This is a genomic window from Pseudomonas sp. NPDC089734 (genome assembly GCF_044748865.1).
In the GTDB taxonomy this organism is placed as follows: domain Bacteria; phylum Pseudomonadota; class Gammaproteobacteria; order Pseudomonadales; family Pseudomonadaceae; genus Aquipseudomonas.
The window spans coordinates 17,295-34,709 of record NZ_JBIVGV010000025.1 but is presented as its reverse complement, the minus strand read 5'-3'; the positions used below and the strand labels follow the sequence as shown (position 1 = coordinate 34,709).

Genomic DNA, 17,415 nt, shown 5'->3' with positions numbered 1-17,415 from the left:
AGGCGATTGTTCAATCGCCTGCTCCCCCATCTCCCCGCTCGTCCTCGTCCCACACCTCACCTTTTGAAAAAACCGATCAAAACCTCTTGCCACAAATGATCGATTCAATCACTATCAAGCCACTAACAATAAAACGAGAATATGGCCATGCAATTTCGCGGCATCATTCCAGCTCTGGTCACGCCCTTTACCGATGATCAGCAACTCGATGAACAAGCCCTTCGCGGCCTGATCGAAAACCTTCTACAAGCCGGTGTCCACGGGCTTTTCGTGCTGGGCACCAACGGTGAATTCTTCACCCTTTCCGAATCCGAAAAACTGAAAATCGCCCGCATCACCGTCGAAGCGGCAGCCGGACGTGTGCCTGTAGTCGTGGGCACTGGCGCTTTCGCCACCCACGAAGTGATTGAAATGAACAAAAAAATGATCGATGTGGGCGCTGACGCCCTGTCGATCATCACGCCGTACTTCAATGCCATCAGCCAGTCAGAGCTGATCAAGCATTACACCGCCATTGCCGACGCCTCCGAGCTGCCGCTGATGATGTACAACATTCCGGCCAAGACCGGCATGTCGATCGGCATCGGTGCCGTGGCGACCCTCAGCCAGCACCCGAAGATCAAAGGCATCAAGGACAGCGCCGGAAACTTCGACGCGCTGGTGCAGATGATGAAATACCGCAGCGATGACTTCGCGGTGTTCGCCGGCACCGACTCGCTGATCTACTGGAACCTGCTGGCCGGTGGCGATGGGGCCGTGGCGGCCACCGCCAATGCCGTGCCGGATGTGGTCATGTCGATCTGGAACAACTTCCAGGCGGGCAATCACGAAGCCGCCCGCGCTGCACAGGAAGCCCTGCGTCCGCTGCGCGATGCCTTCGCGCTGGGCACCATGCCCGTGGTGCTGAAAACCGCGACCCGACTGCTCAATGTCCCGGTCGGGCCTTGCCGTGCCCCGGTCCAGCCGCTGGATGCCGCCGCGCTGGAAAAACTCCAAGGCCTGCTGGCCGTGTACCGCTAAGCCGGAGGAAATCCCATGTCCGCCACTTATCACTTCCAGACCGTGAAACATGTGGTTCACGGGCCGGGCAGCCTCGATCTGCTTGCCGAAAAACTGCCGCTGCTCGATACACCGCTCAAATCGGTGGTGCTGGTCACCCAGAACGCCATGCACAACCTCGGTGTCACCCAGCGTGTCACGGAACAGCTCCGTGCGCAGAACATCGCCGTGCATATGCTCGATAACGTCGAAATCGAACCGACGCTTGAGAACATCGAGCGTGTGTTCCGGGAAGACGTTGCGCCCCACGCACCCGATGCGTTGATTGCCATTGGCGGCGGCAGTGTGCTGGATGCGGCCAAGCTGTTTTCGGTGATGCTGACCAACGACACACCGCTCAAGGAGCTGCTGGGCATCGACAAGATCAGTCATCCGGGCAAGCCCATGGTGCTGGTGCCGACCACTTCGGGTACCGGCTCGGAAGTCACGCCCAATGCCATCGTCACCCTGCCGGATGAAGAGCTGAAAATCGGCGTGGTCAGTCGCCATCTGCTGCCGACGCTGGTGATACTCGACCCGTTGCTGACCCTGAGCCTGCCACGCCCGATCACCGCCGCCACCGGGATGGATGCCTTCACCCACTCGCTGGAGTCCTTCATTTCCACCAAGGCCAACCCGATCAGCGATGCCTTTGCGCTGGAGTCCATGCGGCTGATTGCGGGCAGTATCGTCGAGTCCTATCAGCAACCGGAATCGATACGGGCACGCGGCGACATGCTGCTGGGTTCGATGTACGGAGGCCTGGCACTCACCGCGGCCGGAACCGCCGCCGTGCATGCGCTGGCCTATCCGCTGGGCGGCAAGTTCCACGTCACCCATGGCGTGGCCAACGCCATGCTGTTGCCACATGTCATGGCTTTCAACCTCGACAGTTGTGCCGAACGCCTCAAGCGCGCCGCGCTGGTGTGCGGCCTGGCCAGCCATGAAGACAGTAACGAAGTGGCGGCCCACAAACTGATCGAGCAGATCCGTCAGTGGACCCGGGTCCTGAACATCCCTCAGAACCTGCGGGACTTCGGTGTGGCAGAAGAGCATCTACCGGACATGGCAGTAGCCGCCTCCAAAGTCACTCGCCTGATGATCAACAACCCCAAGCCTCTGAGCCTGGACGATATCCAGCAGCTGTACCGGTGCCTGCTGCCATGATTCGCGCCGACTTTCCCGGCCTGTTGATCCTCGCCGACGATCTGTCGGGAGCCGCCGACTGCGCAGCGGATTTTGCCGCACGCCTCGATACCCGAGTGGTGCTGACGCCCGAAGGGTCGCTGGCGGCCAAGGTCGTCGCCATCGATGTGGACTCCCGTCGCCTGCCCCCGCATCAGGCGGCCGAGCAGCACCGCATCGTGTTGCGTCAACAGCATGCGACGACCATGGCGCTGTACAAGAAAATCGACTCGACCCTGCGCGGCAATGTCGCCAGCGAAATCGATGCACTCCAGCAAGTGCGAGGCCTGGCGCTGGTGGCACCGGCCTTTCCGGACATGAAGCGCACCACCTGCCAGGGTGTGCAATTGCTCGATGGCGTGCCGGTGGATCAAAGCGATGTGTGGCGTAACGAAAACCTGCAAGGCACCAGCAACCTGCTGGAACTGTTGATCAAGCAGGGCCTGCGTACCCAATGGCTGGGCCTGGACGAACTCCGCGACACCGAGGCCCTGAAAATGGCCCTGCGGACCGCGCTGGAAAACGGTGTACAGGCACTGGTCTGCGATGCCGAGCGGGACAGCGATCTGCAACAGTTGGCCGAAGTGTCGGCCCCGTGGCATGACCGGCTGTTCTGGGTCGGTTCGGCAGGCCTTGCCCGGCACTTGCCGCAGGCATTGGGTTTGCCAACGGCTCGACCGATCCAGGTAACGCCGCGCTCTCCCGTGCTGACCGTGGTCGGCAGCATGTCCCGGCACTCTCAGTTACAGGCCGACACACTGGCGCAATCCAGCCCGCAATACAGCCTGACGATAGCTCCGGGCACGTTGCTGGACGGCAGCGCACACGCCGAACGCGATGCACTGCAACAACAATTGAAAGATCGGTTGAGTGCAGGTCACGACGTTCTGGTGCGTCTGGATCAACAACAGCGTAACCCGACGCAGGCCGTAGCGCTGAGCGACGCTCTGGCCCACTGGCTGGCACCGGCCCTGCCCCATGCCGGTTCGCTGATCGCCACCGGCGGCGAAACGGCCCGGGCGATTCTGGTCGAGGCCGGTATCGATCACATGACCCTGTCGGGCGAGCTTGCCACCGGCGTGGTGCTGTCCCGGGCGCAACTCGGCGAACACACGCTCAACGTGGTAACCAAGGCCGGAGGTTTCGGCAACTCCGACACCCTGCTAGCGGCCTGGCGACAACTGCACGAACCGGTTTCGACCGGCACCCCTTTCAAAGAGGAAGCTCCCTATGTCTGAACGTCCTGTCATTGGCATCACCATGGGCGATGCCGCCGGGGTGGGTCCAGAAATCATCATGAAAACCCTGGCTCACACCTCGGTCTATGAAACGTGCCGTCCGCTGGTCATCGGCGATGCCAGACGCCTTGAAGATGCCAACCGCATCGTCGGCGGCAACCTGCGCGTCAACAGCATCGCCAGCCCGGCACAGGCACGTTTCGCCCAAGGCGCGGTGGACTGCATCGATCTGGGCCTGATCCCGTCCGACCTACCTTACGGCAAGTTGTCGGCCATCGCGGGGGACGCAGCCTTTCGTTACATCGAGCGCACGGTGCAACTGACCGAGGCCGGTGAGCTGGACGCCATCTGCACCGCACCGCTGAACAAGGAAGCGCTGCATGCGGGCGGGCATATCTTTCCCGGCCATACCGAAATGCTCGCGCACCTGCTGGGTGTCGAAGAAGTGTCCATGATGCTGATGACCCCGATTCTGCGGGTCATTCACGTCACCACGCATATCGGCATCATCGATGCCATCGCCCGTATCGAACCCGGCCTGGTGAAACGCACCATCGAGCGTGCCCGGGAAACCCTGACCCGCGCCGGTATCGAGAACCCGTTGATCGCGGTGTGCGGCATCAACCCGCATGCCGGGGAAAACGGCCTGTTCGGCTATGGCGAAGAAGCCACCAAGATCCAGCCCGCCATCGACGAACTGCGTGCCCGTGGCTGGCGCGTCGAAGGCCCTCTTCCCGCCGACACGCTGTTCTTCCGCGCCGGTCGTGGCGACTTCGATGCCGTGGTCGCCATGTACCACGACCAGGGTCATGGCCCGGTCAAGGTCATGGGCCTGGAAGCCGGCGTCAACGTGACCATCGGCCTGCCGGTGATCCGCACCTCCGTCGACCACGGCACCGCGTTCGACATCGCCGGCAAAGGCATTGCCGACGAACGCAGCCTGATCGAAGCCCTGCGCCAGGCCGTGGAGCTGGCCACCCGTAAACGCGACACCCGCAATTCCATCGCCGTCTGAGTACAGAACCGGACCAAGACGAGCGGCACCCATAACGCGCCAAAAAAACAATAATGGAGCGATACCGATGGATACCTTCAACGCGCAAGACACCACGATCATCGTCAGCATGGTGATCGTCTATATCGCAATCACCACCTGGATGAGCATGCGCATGCGCAGCAAGACCAGCGAGCAATACATGGTCGCTGCCAGGACCATGCCTGCCATCATCGTCGGCATCCTGATGATGTCCGAATTCATCGGAGCCAAATCCACGGTCGGCACCGCACAGGCCGCCTTTGAAAGTGGTTTTGCCGCCTCATGGTCGGTGATCGCCGCCGCCATCGGCTTCCCCTTGTTCGGCCTGCTGATGGCCCGCAAGCTCTACAGCTCCGGGGAATTCACCATCTCCGGCTTCATTGCCAAGAAATACGGCACCTCCACCAAGCTCGCGGTGTCGATCATCATGATCTACGCACTGTTGCTGGTGAACGTCGGCAACTATGTCAGCGGCGCGGCGGCCATCGCCACGGTGCTCAAGATCAACCTGACCACCGCGGCCTTCATCACGGCCATCATCAGTACCCTCTACTACGTGTTCGGCGGCCTCAAGAGCGTGGCCTACATGAGCATCCTGCACACCGCCGTGAAATACGTCGGGGTCATGATCGTTCTGGGTGTCGCGCTGCACATGACCGGCGGGTTCAAGCCGGTGATCCAGAACATGCCGGAACACTACTTCACCTGGGATGGCACCATCGGCGGCTCGAAAATCATGGCGTGGATCATCGGCACCGTCGGTGCGATCTTCTCCACCCAGTTCATCATTCAGGCCATTTCCTCCACCCAGAGCCCTGACGCCGCCCGCCGCTCGACCTTCTACGCCTCGCTGCTGTGCATTCCGATCGCGCTGGCGCTGGGCTTCATCGGTGTCGCTTCCAAATACCTGCACCCTGACATGAACAGCCTCTATGCGCTGCCGGTGTTCCTGCAATCGATGAATCCGCTGATGGCGGGTGTGGTCACCATCTCGCTGGTCGCCTCGATCTTCGTCAGCGTCAGCACCGTGGCGCTGGCCATTGCCTCGCTGGTGGTCCGCGACTTCTATGTACCGTGGCGCAAGCCCTCGGTGGATCAGGAGTTCAAGACCACACGCCTGATCGCGCTGGTGATCGGTTTCGTGCCCCTGATCTTCGTGTTCTTCGTGCCGGAAATCCTTAACCTGTCGTTCTTCACCCGTGCCCTGCGTCTGTCGATTGCCGTGGTTGCCATGGTCGCCATCTACCTGCCCTTCTTCGGCTCGGGCCGTGGCGCGACACTGGGCCTGATCGCATCGTCCATCACCACCAGCGCCTGGTACCTGTTGAACAACCCGTATGGCATCGACAACATGTACATCGCTCTGGTGACACCGGCCATCGTGATTGCCATCGAACACATGCTGCCCAAATCCGCCCAGGTCAAACGTCAAGACGCCGAGGTCCCCAATGCCAATCAATGACATTCGCCAGGACGCTTTCCTGCCGACGCCCTACGCCCAGAACCATGCCGCCAACCTGCATGAACTGGCCGACGGTACGCTGCTCTGTACCTGGTTTGCCGGCACCCAGGAAGGCATGGCCGACATTTTCGTCCTGCTGTCGCGCCGCGACCCGCAGACCGGCGTGTGGAGCGAGCCGGAAAAGATGTCCGAAGACACGACCCGCTCCGAGCAGAACCCGATCCTGTTCCAGGCACCCAACGGGCCGCTGTGGCTGATCTGGACGGCGCAGGTTTCCGGCAATCAGGAGACGGCGATCATCCGCCGTCGCCTCTCTCGGGATCAAGGCAAGACCTGGGGCGCCATCGAGACCTTGTTCGACGAAGCCGGCACCTTCGTACGCCAGCCGCCCGCCGTACTGGACAACGGCGACTGGGTACTGCCGGTCTGGTACTGCATCACGGGGCCGGGCGAGAAATGGATCGGCAACCATGACGTCAGCGCCGTGATGATCTCCAGCGATCAAGGCGCGACCTGGTCGCGGCATGACGTACCGGACAGCACCGGCAGCGTTCACATGAACGTCCATCAGCTACCGGACGGCACTCTGCTCGGGCTGTTTCGCAGCCGCTGGGCCGACTTCATCTACAGCAGTCGCTCGAGCGACCGTGGCCGCACCTGGAGTGTGCCGACGCCCACCGAACTGCCGAACAACAACTCGTCGATCCAGTTCGTCAGGCTGGCCACCGACGAGCTGGCACTGGTCTACAACCCGGTGAGTGCCGAAGGCCATAACCAGCGCCGTGCTTCGCTGTACGACGAGATCGAGGACGAAGGCGATGATCGAGTCACACCGGGCGCACGCAGCGACGGCCGAACCGCGATCTGGGGAATCCCCCGTGCGCCGATGAGCCTGGCGGTGTCGCGGGACGGTGGTCACAGCTGGCCGACCCGCCTGGATATCGAGCTGGGCGACGGCTTCTGCCTGACCAACAACTCACAGGAAAAACTCAACCGCGAGTTCTCCTACCCCAGCATCATCCAGTCTGCCGATGGTAGCCTGCATGTCGCGTTCACCTACTTCCGGCAGAAGATCAAGCATGTGCACCTGCCGCTCAACGCCATTCGCTGACAGTCCTGCGCCGGCTTTCGGGTCGGCGCCCCTGTGGAAAACCTGACCATGCCCGACCCGATCGAATCCGTACTTGTGACCGGTGCCAGCTCCGGCATCGGCCTGGCCATTGTCGAGCGCCTGCTTGAACAAGGCTTGCAGGTCACCGGCCTGAGCCGACGCACACCGGACCTGCAACACCCGAACTTCACCTGGATCGAGTGCGACCTCAATGACTTCAATGCACTGGACAAGGCGCTGGAGCAGACGTCACGCATTGACGCGCTGGTGCATGCCGCCGGCTTCATGCGCACCGCGCCGCTGGGCCAACTCAACGATGCCGATGGCCAGGCCATGTGGCATCTGCATGTGAGCGCTGCCAGCCATATGGTCAATACGCTCTACCCCAGGCTCAAATCCGGTGCCCGACTTGTGCTGATCGGCAGCCGTACCATGCAAGGCGCGGCCGGGCGCAGCCAGTACGTCGCCACCAAGGCCGCACTGCAAGGCCTGGTCCGTTCCTGGGCCATGGAGCTGGCGCCACGGGGAATCACCGTCAACCTTATCGCCCCTGGCGCCACCGAAACCCCGATGCTGCTCGACCCCGCCCGCAGTACAACGCCCCCCAACAAGCCACCCTTGGGACGCTTTGTGCAGCCCCATGAAATTGCCGGGCTGACCGCCTTCCTGCTCGGTCCGGACGCCGGGGCCATCACTGGTCAAAGCCTGGTGGTATGCGGCGGTGCGTCGTTGTAAGGTTGCATCTCGTTTTCATGTGTTAGGCTCTGTACGAAATGTATCTGCGCTCGGTGATGCTGCGTTGAAAACAGACTCGGAATGCTCATTTACACCCAGTAAACTCCGCTTCCTCGCCTGTTTTCGCCTTGCCTCACCTTCGCTCGAAAACATTTCGTACAGAACCTAGAAGAGCTTGAATGAAAGTCGCCAATCGTCGCCAATCGATACTCGAACTGGTTCTCTCCGGAAAATCCAACGTGGATGAACTGTGCGCCCAGCTCGGCGTTTCGGAAGCCACGGTACGGCGCGACCTGACAGCCCTGGCCGAAGACGGCCTGATCGTCCGGACCTACGGCGGTGCCGCGCATATCGGCCAGCGGGAGCCGGAAACCTCGATCGAGGAGCGCAGCCGCCAGCACAGCCGGGAAAAGATGGACATCGCCCTCGCCGCGCTGGCGCACATCAACGATCACGACACCCTGTTTCTCGAGGGCGGCACCAGCACCAGTGCATTGGCCCACGTGCTCAATCAGCGGCGTGGCCTGCATGTCATCACCAACAACCTGACAGCACTGAGCGATCTGGCGCTGATCCCCGAAGGCCGGGTCACGGTGCTGGGGGGCACGTTGCGTCCGTCGAGCATGTCGACCTACGGCGTGGCTGCACAGGCGGCACTGGAACACCTCAGCGCCGACAAGCTGTTCGTCAGCGCCGATGGTGTGGTGGCGGATCTGGGCCTGTGCGAAGCCAGCGCCGAGCAGGCCTATCTCAAGGAGAACATGCTGGCTCGCGCTGCGCAGATCTTCGTGCTGGCCGACTCCACCAAGCTGGGGCGCGCCCGTCAGCAGCACTGGACGCCATTGCGCCAGCCCTGGACGCTGATCACCAACCCGGTGGACGACGAATCCCTGCTGGCACCGTTCAGGGCACGCAAGTCGATTCAGGTGGAAATCGCCCTGCCACAAAAGGCCTGATGTCCTCCCTCAAAGCTTGCCGATGGCACCCGGCTCGAACACCGCTTCGCTGGTGGCCAGCCCGTTGATCAGTGACTTGCCAAACTCCGGCTGACTGATCTCGAAACGATCCCCCGGTCGTGTCCGCACACCATCGGCAAAGGACAGCGTCGCGGTGCCGAAGAAGTGCACATGCACATCGCCCGGACGCAGAAACTGGTTGTACTTGAAGTGGTGATATTCCAGGTTTTCCAGGCTGTGGCACATATTGGCCTCGCCGCTGAGAAACTCCTTTTCCCACAACAGCTCGCCATCGCGCCAGATCCGGCTGGTACCCGCCAGGTGTTGCGGCAGATCACCGACCCGCAGCTCAGGCCCGAATGAGCAGGCCCGCAGCTTGGAATGGGCCAGATACAGGTAATTGCGGCGCTCCATAACATGGTCGGAAAACTCGTTGCCGATGGCGAAACCCAACCGGTACGGCTTGCGATCATGGCCGATCACATACAGGCCGCTCAACTCCGGTTCTTCGCCGCCATCCTCGGCAAAGGGTGGCAACGTGAAGGACGCTCCCGGACGCACCACAATGCTGCCATCGCCCTTGTAGAACCATTCCGGCTGCACGCCCGCCTGACCGGCCTGCGGCTTGCCGCCCTCCACTCCCCATTTGAAGATGCGCATGGTGTCGGTCATCGACGCTTCGTCACCCGCCTGCTGGTGCATCTTGTCCCGCGCCGAAGCGCTGCCCAGATGGGTCAAGCCGGTGCCGCTGACCAGCAGGTGCGCGGGATCCGGATGATCCAGTGGTGGCAGAACCCGGACCTCGCGCAGCAGTTGCGCATAATCATGCTCGGAACCCAGCCCTTGCAGATCCACCTGCCGGGCCAGCGAGGAACCCGCCTCGATGGCCTTCAAGGCCAGCTCACGCACACTCTCGGCCCCCAGCACTTCACGCACCTTGTCACCGTCCACCAGACCGACCCGGCGCGGACCATGACTCAACTCGAACTGTATCAACCGCATAACACTCTCCTTTCAACGATGGGTCGAAGCGCTGGCCGAAAACTCGGACTCCGGCAACACATGCCGACGCTCCAGGACGCGATAGACAATGCCGGTCAGCACCAGACCGAACACCATCACGCCGGACAGGAAGTACAGGCCCGACGCCAGATTTCCGGTGATTTCCTTGAGTGCACCGATCACGAACGGACCGATGTAACCACCCAGATTGCCCACCGAGTTGATCAATGCGATGCCGGCCGCGGCACTGGCTCCGGCAAAGAAACGCCCCGGCAAGGTCCAGAACACGGCCGTGCAGGAAAACAGCGAGAACGCCACCAGACACAGTGCGGCCAATTGCGCTGCCGGCAAGGTCAGCCAGGCACTGCTGAACAGACCGATGGCACCCAGCACATAGAGCACCGCCAGATGGCCGTAACGGTCGTTCAGGCGATCGGAACTGCGGGGCACGATCAGCAGGCCGATGATTCCGAAAATGTAAGGCACCGACGACACGAAACCGGTGGTCAGGTCGCTGCCGCCAAACTGCTTGATCAGGGTCGGTAGCCACAGGCCAAGGCCATAGATGCTCAATGTCACCGGCAGGTAGAACAACGCCAGCAGCAGAACCCGCGAGTCCTTGAGGGCATGCAAAGGGTTGCCATGACGCGTCTGACCATAGGTTTCCAGATCGTTTTTCAGTTCACCCGTCAGCCAGTCCTTCTCGGCCTGGCTCATCCATGACACCTGCTGCGGGCCGTCCGGTAACCAGCGTAGCACCGGCCAGGTCAACAGGATCGCGGGCGTGCCGATGACGATGAACAGCCATTGCCAGCCATGCAGCCCGAGGATGCCGTCCATGCCCAACAAACCGCCGGACACCGGACCGGTGACCATCATCGCGATCGGTTGCGAGAGGATGAAAAAACCGAGGATCTTGCCGCGATGGCGAACCGGGAACCATTGGGTGATGTAGTACAGCACGCCGGGGAAGAACCCTGCCTCGGCGGCACCCAGCAGAAAGCGCATTACATAGAAACTGTAAGGCCCCTGCACGAACGCCATGCCGATGGTGATCGCCCCCCAGGTGATCATGATCCGGGCGAACCAGCGGCGTGCGCCGAACCGCTCCAGCATCAGGTTGCTGGGGATCTCCAGCAGAAAGTAACCAATGAAGAACAGCCCGGCACCCAGCCCGTAGGCGGCATCGCCGATGCCGATGTCCGCGCCCATGTGCAGCTTGGCGAAGCCCACGGCAGAGCGGTCCACATAGGCGATCAGGTACAGCAGGATCAGGAAGGGAATCAGCTTCAGGGTGATGCGACGTATAAGCCTGAGTTCCTGGCTCATGAAGGCGGTCTCCGTTTTGTTTTTGTTATGGAACCTGCGGGGATCGCCTCTGCCTTTCCGCACTGCTTCAGCAGCACGAACGACAGGGTCGTCCCTCACTTGCGACCGACTATATAGTATTACTATTTAACCTGACAACTCTTCCAATACGGGATATTTAGGCTTACCTTAGCCAAAAGAAACACGATTAAGTCTTACAATAAGAGAGCCGATCATGTCTGATTCCAATAAAAAAACGACCCTGCGTTCTGCCCAATGGTTTGGCACCGCCGACAAGAATGGCTTCATGTACCGCAGCTGGATGAAGAACCAGGGCATTGCCGATCACCAGTTCCAGGGCAAACCCATCATCGGCATCTGCAACACCTGGTCGGAACTGACTCCCTGTAACGCACACTTCCGGCAGATCGCCGAACACGTCAAACGCGGCGTAATCGAGGCTGGCGGCTGGCCTGTCGAATTTCCGGTGTTTTCCAACGGCGAATCCAACCTGCGCCCCACCGCGATGTTCACCCGCAACCTGGCCAGCATGGATGTCGAAGAAGCGATTCGCGGCAACCCCATCGACGGCGTCGTGCTGCTCACCGGCTGCGACAAGACCACCCCCGCCCTGCTGATGGGCGCTGCCAGTTGCGATGTCCCGGCCATCGTCGTCACCGGCGGGCCGATGCTCAACGGCAAGCATCAGGGCAAGGACATCGGTGCAGGCACTATCGTCTGGCAGATGCACGAGTCCTACAAAGCCGGGCAGATCGGCCTGGATGAATTCCTCTCCGCCGAAGCCGGCATGTCCCGCTCGGCGGGCACCTGCAACACCATGGGCACGGCTTCGACCATGGCCTGCATGGCCGAAGCGCTGGGCACTTCGTTGCCGCACAACGCCGCCATTCCGGCCGTGGATTCCCGTCGATATGTGCTGGCACACATGTCCGGCATGCGTGCGGTCGAAATGGTCCGCGAAGACCTGCGCCTGTCGAAAATCCTCACCAAAGAAGCTTTCGAGAACGCGATCCGGGTCAATGCCGCGATTGGCGGTTCGACCAACGCCGTCATTCACTTGAAGGCCATCGCCGGACGCATCGGCGTGGACCTGGAGCTGGATGACTGGACCCGCATCGGCCGCGGCATGCCGACCATCGTCGACCTTCAGCCGTCGGGACGTTTCCTGATGGAAGAGTTCTACTACGCCGGCGGCCTGCCCGCCGTGCTGCGGCGCATGAATGAAGCCAGTCTGCTGCCCAATCCCGAAGCACTGACCGTGAACGGCAAGAGCATTGGCGAAAACACCCGCAATGCACCGATCTACGGCGAAGACCAGGTGATCCGTGCCCTGGACAACCCGATCCGTGCCGACGGCGGCATCTGCGTGCTGCGCGGCAACCTTGCCCCGCTGGGTGCCGTGCTCAAGCCTTCGGCGGCGACCCCCGCCCTGATGCAGCATCGCGGGCGAGCCGTGGTGTTCGAGAACTTCGAGATGTACAAGGCACGCATCAACGACCCGGACCTGGAGGTCGATGCCAGCTCGGTGATGGTCCTCAAGAACTGCGGCCCCAAGGGTTATCCGGGGATGGCCGAAGTCGGCAACATGGGCCTGCCGGCCAAACTGCTGGCGCAAGGCGTGACCGACATGGTGCGGATTTCCGATGCGCGCATGAGCGGCACGGCCTACGGAACGGTGGTGTTGCACGTGGCACCGGAAGCCGCAGCGGGCGGGCCTTTGGCGGTGGTACAGGAAGGAGACTGGATCGAACTCGACTGCGCCAGCGGCAGGCTGCACCTGGACATTCCCGAGGCGGAACTGGCAGCTCGTCTGGCTGACTGGCAAGCACCGCAACAGTTGTTGGCTGGCGGCTATCGTCAACTTTATGTCGACCGGGTGATGCAGGCCGATCAAGGCTGCGATTTCGACTTCCTGGTCGGTTGCCGGGGTGCCGAAGTCCCTCGCCACTCGCACTGATCCAAGATAATGGCGGGAAGCCATAACCACGGCCCCCGCCCTCTCGGTTGTGCAATGTTATGATGCGCGGCATCTCTGCCAGGATCGACTTGCGTTCACATGGATTACCGAAAGCCTTCCGACCGTAAAAGCATGCACTCGCGCATTGTCCAGGAACTGGGCATGCAGATCGTTTCCGGGCGTTTCAAGCCTGACGAAAAACTGCCTGCCGAAGCCCTGCTCTGCGAGGAATACGCCGTCAGCCGCCCGGTATTGCGCGAAGCCACGCGTGTATTGGTCGCCAAGGGTCTGGTGTACTCACGCCCGCGTGTCGGCACGGTGGTCAAGGCTCGACGCGAATGGCACCTGCTCGATCCGGATGTGCTGCATTGGGTGATGCAAAGCTCGCCGCAGAACGAATTCTTCAACCTGCTGACCAGCGTGCGCGCCGTGATCGAACCGGCGGTGGCCGCCCTGGCCGCGCAGCATGCCACCGATGAAGAAATCGCCTCGATTGGCGAAGCCTACCAGCGCATGGAAGACGCCCCGACGCCCGAAGCCCTGCTGCAACCGGACCTCGACTTTCACAGCCGAATCGCCGACGCGACCCACAACGACCTGCTGGCCCATCTGTGCAACATGCTGTCGCTGGCACTGCGTGAAGCGCTCAAGCACTCCAACCAGCGTCCCAACCTGCATGAACTGGCCTTGCCACGACACAAGGCCATTCTCACCGCCATCCAGAACCGCGACGCTCTCGGTGCCCGGCATGCCACGCTGGTGCAGCTTGACGATGCGCGCAATGCGTTGAGTGTGGTGTTGGGGGTTCGCGAATAAATTCGCCCCCACAGAACTTGTAGGAGCGAATTCATTCGCGAAAAGACTCAATGTGAAAACAACGAATGCCCCACCTGCCCGGCCATCTTCTCCGGCTTGATCAGGAACCGCGCCAGCGCCGGCAGCAGCCATAGCGCACCGAACATGTTCCACAGCAGCATGAAGGTCAGCATCAGGCCCATGTCCGCCTGAAACTTGATGGCCGAGAAAATCCAGGTGCACACACCGATTGCCAGGCACAGCCCCGTGAACAGCACCGCCTTGCCTGTGGACTTGAGGGTTTCGTAATAGGCCTCCTGCAACGACAACCCGGCCCTCAGGAAACTCTCCAGCCGGCTGTAGATGTAAATCCCGTAATCGACCCCGATCCCCACGCCCAGCGCCACCACCGGCAAGGTCGCAACCTTCACGCCGATGCCCATGAACGCCATCAGCGCATTGCCCAATACCGACGTCAGCACCAGCGGCAGCACGATACACAGCGTCGCCGCCCAGGAACGGAAGGTGATCATGCACATGGCGGCGACGCAGATATAAACCAGAATCAGGATGATCAGTTCGGACTGCTTGATCACCTCGTTGGTCGCGGCCTCGATCCCGGCATTACCGGATGCCAGCAGGAATTGCAGGTCCGGCGTGTTGTTCTCCTTCGCAAAGTCCTGCACCGCATGCACGGCGCGATCCAGGGTTTCAGCCTTGTGGTCGTTGAGAAACACCAGCAGCGGCGCCAGCGAGCAATCGTTGTTGTACAGGCCGTCGGCACGGGCGATGGAGCTGTTGAGCACGTCCTTGTTGCGCGACAGCGACTCCCATTTCAGGTTGCCCTCGTTCATGCCCTTGATGACCTGTCTGGAAACGGTCACCAGCGAGATGGCCGACTGCACGCCGGGCGTGTTCTCCATCTTCCAGGCCAGCTCGTTGATGGCCGACATGGTGGGATAGGCCGAACAGCCTTCACGCGGGGTCTTGACCATCACCACCAGCACGTCCGAACTGGTGGAGTAATGATTGATGATGAAGTTGTTGTCCTGGTTGTAACGTGAATCGGGCCGCAACTCGGGTGCGCCCTGATCGAGATCGCCGATCTTCAGGTTCTGGCTGTACCAGAGGCCGCCACCGAAGGCCAGCAGCGCCAGAACAATGGAAACCGGGGCAACTTTAGGGCTGGCAAAGTTCGACAACAGACGCCAGAACGGATGCTCGGACACCGCATCCTGCTTGCTGCGGCTCACCGCCCGTTTACTGATCCCGACATAGGAAATCGCCACAGGCAGCAGAATCAGGTTGGTGAACACGATCACCGCCACACCGATCGATGCGCCGATGGCCAGTTCGCGAATCACACCGATGTCGATGATCAGCAGCGTGATGAAGCCCACGGCATCCGCCAGAATCGCAATCATCCCCGGCAGGAATAATTGACGGAAGGTGCGGCGCGCAGCAGTCAGGGCATTGTCGGCTTCGCTGGACTGCAACGCGATGCCGTTGATTTTCTGTACGCCATGGGAAATACCGATGGCAAAGATCAGGAACGGCACCAGCATCGAATACGGATCGATGCCGAACCCCACCACATGCATCAGCCCCAGTTGCCAGATCACCGCAATGAGCGTGGTGCTCAGGACCGCGATGGTGCTGCGGATGCAGCGCGTGAACCAGACCAGCAACACCAGCGTAATGGCAAACGCGACACCAAAGAACATCACCACCATGAACAGGCCGTCGATCAGGTCACCGACCTTCTTGGCAAAGCCGACGATATGAATCTTGATGTTCGGGTTCTGCGCCTGGTACTTGTCGCGGATCTTTTCTTCGAGCTGATGGGAGAACTGCTGGTAATCCAGAGCGAGCAACCTGCCCTGGTCCGCCGGGTCCGGATAGGCCTCCAGCAGCGGGACATCGATGATGCTGGACTTGAAATCGTTGGCGACCAGCCGTCCCACCTGCCCGGACTTGAGCACGTTGTTGCGCAATTGGTCGAGGCTGTCGTCCGAACCGTCGTAGCTCTGCGGAATGACTTCGCCGCCGGCAAAACCTTCTTCGGTCACCTCTGTCCAGCGCACGCTGGGGCTCCACAGCGACTTGAGGCCGGAGCGATCCACGCCGGAGATGTAGAACACCTCGTCGTTGATCTCCCGCAGGGTTTCCATGTAATGACTGGAAAAGATATCGCCGTCCAGAGCCTCGACGGAAATACGCACGGTATTGCCCAGGTTCGCCAGATCATTGCGGTGCGCCATCATGTTCTGGATGAACGGATGATCCAGCGGAATCATCTTCTCGAAACTGGTCGACGGCCTGACCTGAAGAGCCTGCCAGAACAGAAAGACGCTGGTCAGCAGACACAGCAGGATCACCGTCGGGCGATTGTTGAAGATCAGGCGTTCAAGGAAGGTGGCCTTGTCGCCCTTGTGCTGCTGCGCATGATGAAGGTTGGTCATGCCTGAATGTCCCCGCCCTGAAGGTTCTTATTGTTGGGTCGTCTCGGCACCCGTTGGCGAAGCGACGCGCACGCCACCCTGCCCGACCAGAATCAGATTGCCCCGGTCATTGGTGGTCACGCCCGACAGCGAAATACGGTCGGGGCGATTGAAGATCTCAAACGTCTGGCCATCATCGGTGCTGCGCATGACGCTGCCGCCGTTGCCCACCAGAACCAGCGAACCGTCGGCCAGCAACGTGGCATTGGCCAGCCCGAACTCCAGCGGCCCGCGTGCCGCATTCAAGGGGATGGTTTCCCAGTTGTCGCCAAAATCGGTGGAACGAAACAGATTGCCACGCAGGCCATAGGCCAATAGCGTCGAAGGCTGAGCGGTGCCCGTCACGCCGAACAGCGAGCCTTGATACGGGCCTTCGAGTCTTTCCCAGCTCTGCCCGTCATCATGGGAGCGAAACATGCTGCCCGCCTCGCCAACGATGAACAGACCCGCATCCTTGACCTGAGCGATGCCGTTGAGGTGGTACTGATCTTCGTTATCGAGCCGGTCGCTGACATCCTCCCAATGCTGGCCGCCATCGGTGGTGGTCAACAGCGCACCATAAGCGCCAACGGCAAAACCGTTGTTCAGGTCCTTGAACCAGACATCCAGCAGCGGGGCCTCGCGTTTGAGGTCTTCAAACTGTTTGTTCCAGGTCTTGCCACCATCGTTGCTGGCCAGCACCTGTGCATCGTGCCCGACCGCCCAGCCATGCTGCTCATCGACGAAATACACCGCCGTCAGCAATTGGCGAGTCGGAACCCTGGCCTGGGTCCAGGTCTTGCCCTGATCGTCGGAATAGAGAATATGGCCATGGTCTCCCACCACCACCAACCGCGCCCCGGCGTGGGCCACGTCCAACAACAAACCGCGTGCGGCCTTGGCCGACTCGATGGAGTAGAGAACGTCAGTGGAAGGCTTTGCAGGATCGGAAGCAGCTTGCGAAGGCATGGCAGCCGTAGCGGCCAACAGCGCAGCGCACAGCGTGAGGGACAGACCCGCGGATGATCGGGTGCGCCGAATGAAAGGCTCACTCATGGACTTCTCCCGTTATTGTTATCAGGTTTTATGTA

14 protein-coding genes are annotated in these 17,415 nt (G+C 61.1%); 10 read left to right on the top strand and 4 right to left on the bottom strand.

The window, feature by feature from the left end; translation table 11 throughout:
- Nucleotides 1-147: 147 nt before the first annotated feature.
- From dapA to ACIPY9_RS22985, 8 genes are all read left to right on the top strand, one after another.
- A complete protein-coding gene (dapA, locus tag ACIPY9_RS23020; protein ID WP_400707042.1) occupies nucleotides 148-1,020 on the top strand; it encodes a 4-hydroxy-tetrahydrodipicolinate synthase in 873 nt (290 codons plus the stop codon).
- Between the two features lie 15 nt (nucleotides 1,021-1,035).
- Nucleotides 1,036-2,205: an iron-containing alcohol dehydrogenase gene (locus ACIPY9_RS23015; protein ID WP_400707039.1), complete on the top strand. Its 1,170-nt coding sequence runs from the start codon at nucleotides 1,036-1,038 to the stop codon at nucleotides 2,203-2,205.
- Nucleotides 2,202-3,461, top strand: coding sequence for a four-carbon acid sugar kinase family protein (locus ACIPY9_RS23010; RefSeq protein ID WP_400707036.1), 1,260 nt, complete (start codon nucleotides 2,202-2,204; stop codon nucleotides 3,459-3,461). Before ACIPY9_RS23015 ends, ACIPY9_RS23010 begins: the two co-directional genes overlap by 4 nt.
- Complete coding sequence (gene pdxA, locus ACIPY9_RS23005; protein WP_400707033.1) at nucleotides 3,454-4,476, top strand: 4-hydroxythreonine-4-phosphate dehydrogenase PdxA; 1,023 nt, start codon at nucleotides 3,454-3,456, stop codon at nucleotides 4,474-4,476. The genes ACIPY9_RS23010 and pdxA overlap by 8 nt, the downstream gene beginning before the upstream one ends.
- Nucleotides 4,477-4,543: 67 nt before the next feature.
- Nucleotides 4,544-5,959 carry a sodium:solute symporter family protein gene (locus ACIPY9_RS23000; protein ID WP_400707030.1) on the top strand — a complete coding sequence of 472 codons (1,416 nt, stop codon included), beginning with the start codon at nucleotides 4,544-4,546 and terminating at the stop codon, nucleotides 5,957-5,959.
- Nucleotides 5,946-7,070, top strand: coding sequence for an exo-alpha-sialidase (locus ACIPY9_RS22995; protein ID WP_400707027.1), 1,125 nt, complete (start codon nucleotides 5,946-5,948; stop codon nucleotides 7,068-7,070). Before ACIPY9_RS23000 ends, ACIPY9_RS22995 begins: the two co-directional genes overlap by 14 nt.
- 48 nt (nucleotides 7,071-7,118) lie before the next feature.
- Entirely contained in the window at nucleotides 7,119-7,805 is a 687-nt protein-coding gene (locus tag ACIPY9_RS22990; RefSeq protein ID WP_400707024.1) for an SDR family NAD(P)-dependent oxidoreductase, read from the top strand.
- A 179-nt stretch (nucleotides 7,806-7,984) separates the two neighbouring features.
- On the top strand, nucleotides 7,985-8,761 hold the full coding sequence (locus tag ACIPY9_RS22985; protein ID WP_400707021.1) for a DeoR/GlpR family DNA-binding transcription regulator: 777 nt from the start codon (nucleotides 7,985-7,987) through the stop codon (nucleotides 8,759-8,761).
- Nucleotides 8,762-8,770: 9 nt separating this feature from the next.
- Here the strand turns inward: ACIPY9_RS22985 and araD1 are convergent, their stop codons facing one another.
- Both araD1 and ACIPY9_RS22975 read right to left on the bottom strand, forming a co-directional pair.
- Entirely contained in the window at nucleotides 8,771-9,763 is a 993-nt protein-coding gene (gene araD1 / locus ACIPY9_RS22980; protein ID WP_400707018.1) for an AraD1 family protein, read from the bottom strand.
- Between the two features lie 12 nt (nucleotides 9,764-9,775).
- On the bottom strand, nucleotides 9,776-11,092 hold the full coding sequence (locus ACIPY9_RS22975) for an MFS transporter (protein WP_400707015.1): 1,317 nt from the start codon (nucleotides 11,090-11,092) through the stop codon (nucleotides 9,776-9,778).
- Nucleotides 11,093-11,306: 214 nt separating this feature from the next.
- Between ACIPY9_RS22975 and ACIPY9_RS22970 the strand changes: the two genes are divergently transcribed.
- Both ACIPY9_RS22970 and ACIPY9_RS22965 read left to right on the top strand, forming a co-directional pair.
- Nucleotides 11,307-13,049: an IlvD/Edd family dehydratase gene (locus ACIPY9_RS22970; protein WP_400707012.1), complete on the top strand. Its 1,743-nt coding sequence runs from the start codon at nucleotides 11,307-11,309 to the stop codon at nucleotides 13,047-13,049.
- 99 nt (nucleotides 13,050-13,148) lie between these two features.
- Entirely contained in the window at nucleotides 13,149-13,865 is a 717-nt protein-coding gene (locus ACIPY9_RS22965; protein WP_400707009.1) for a FadR/GntR family transcriptional regulator, read from the top strand.
- A gap of 47 nt (nucleotides 13,866-13,912) precedes the next feature.
- On the opposite strand, the gene ACIPY9_RS22960 is transcribed toward ACIPY9_RS22965, so the two are convergent.
- Nucleotides 13,913-16,306, bottom strand: a complete 2,394-nt coding sequence (locus tag ACIPY9_RS22960; protein ID WP_400707006.1) for an RND family transporter — start codon at nucleotides 16,304-16,306, stop codon at nucleotides 13,913-13,915.
- Nucleotides 16,307-16,333: 27 nt separating this feature from the next.
- Nucleotides 16,334-17,380: a WD40/YVTN/BNR-like repeat-containing protein gene (locus ACIPY9_RS22955; protein WP_400707003.1), complete on the bottom strand. Its 1,047-nt coding sequence runs from the start codon at nucleotides 17,378-17,380 to the stop codon at nucleotides 16,334-16,336.
- Nucleotides 17,381-17,415: the final 35 nt, after the last annotated feature.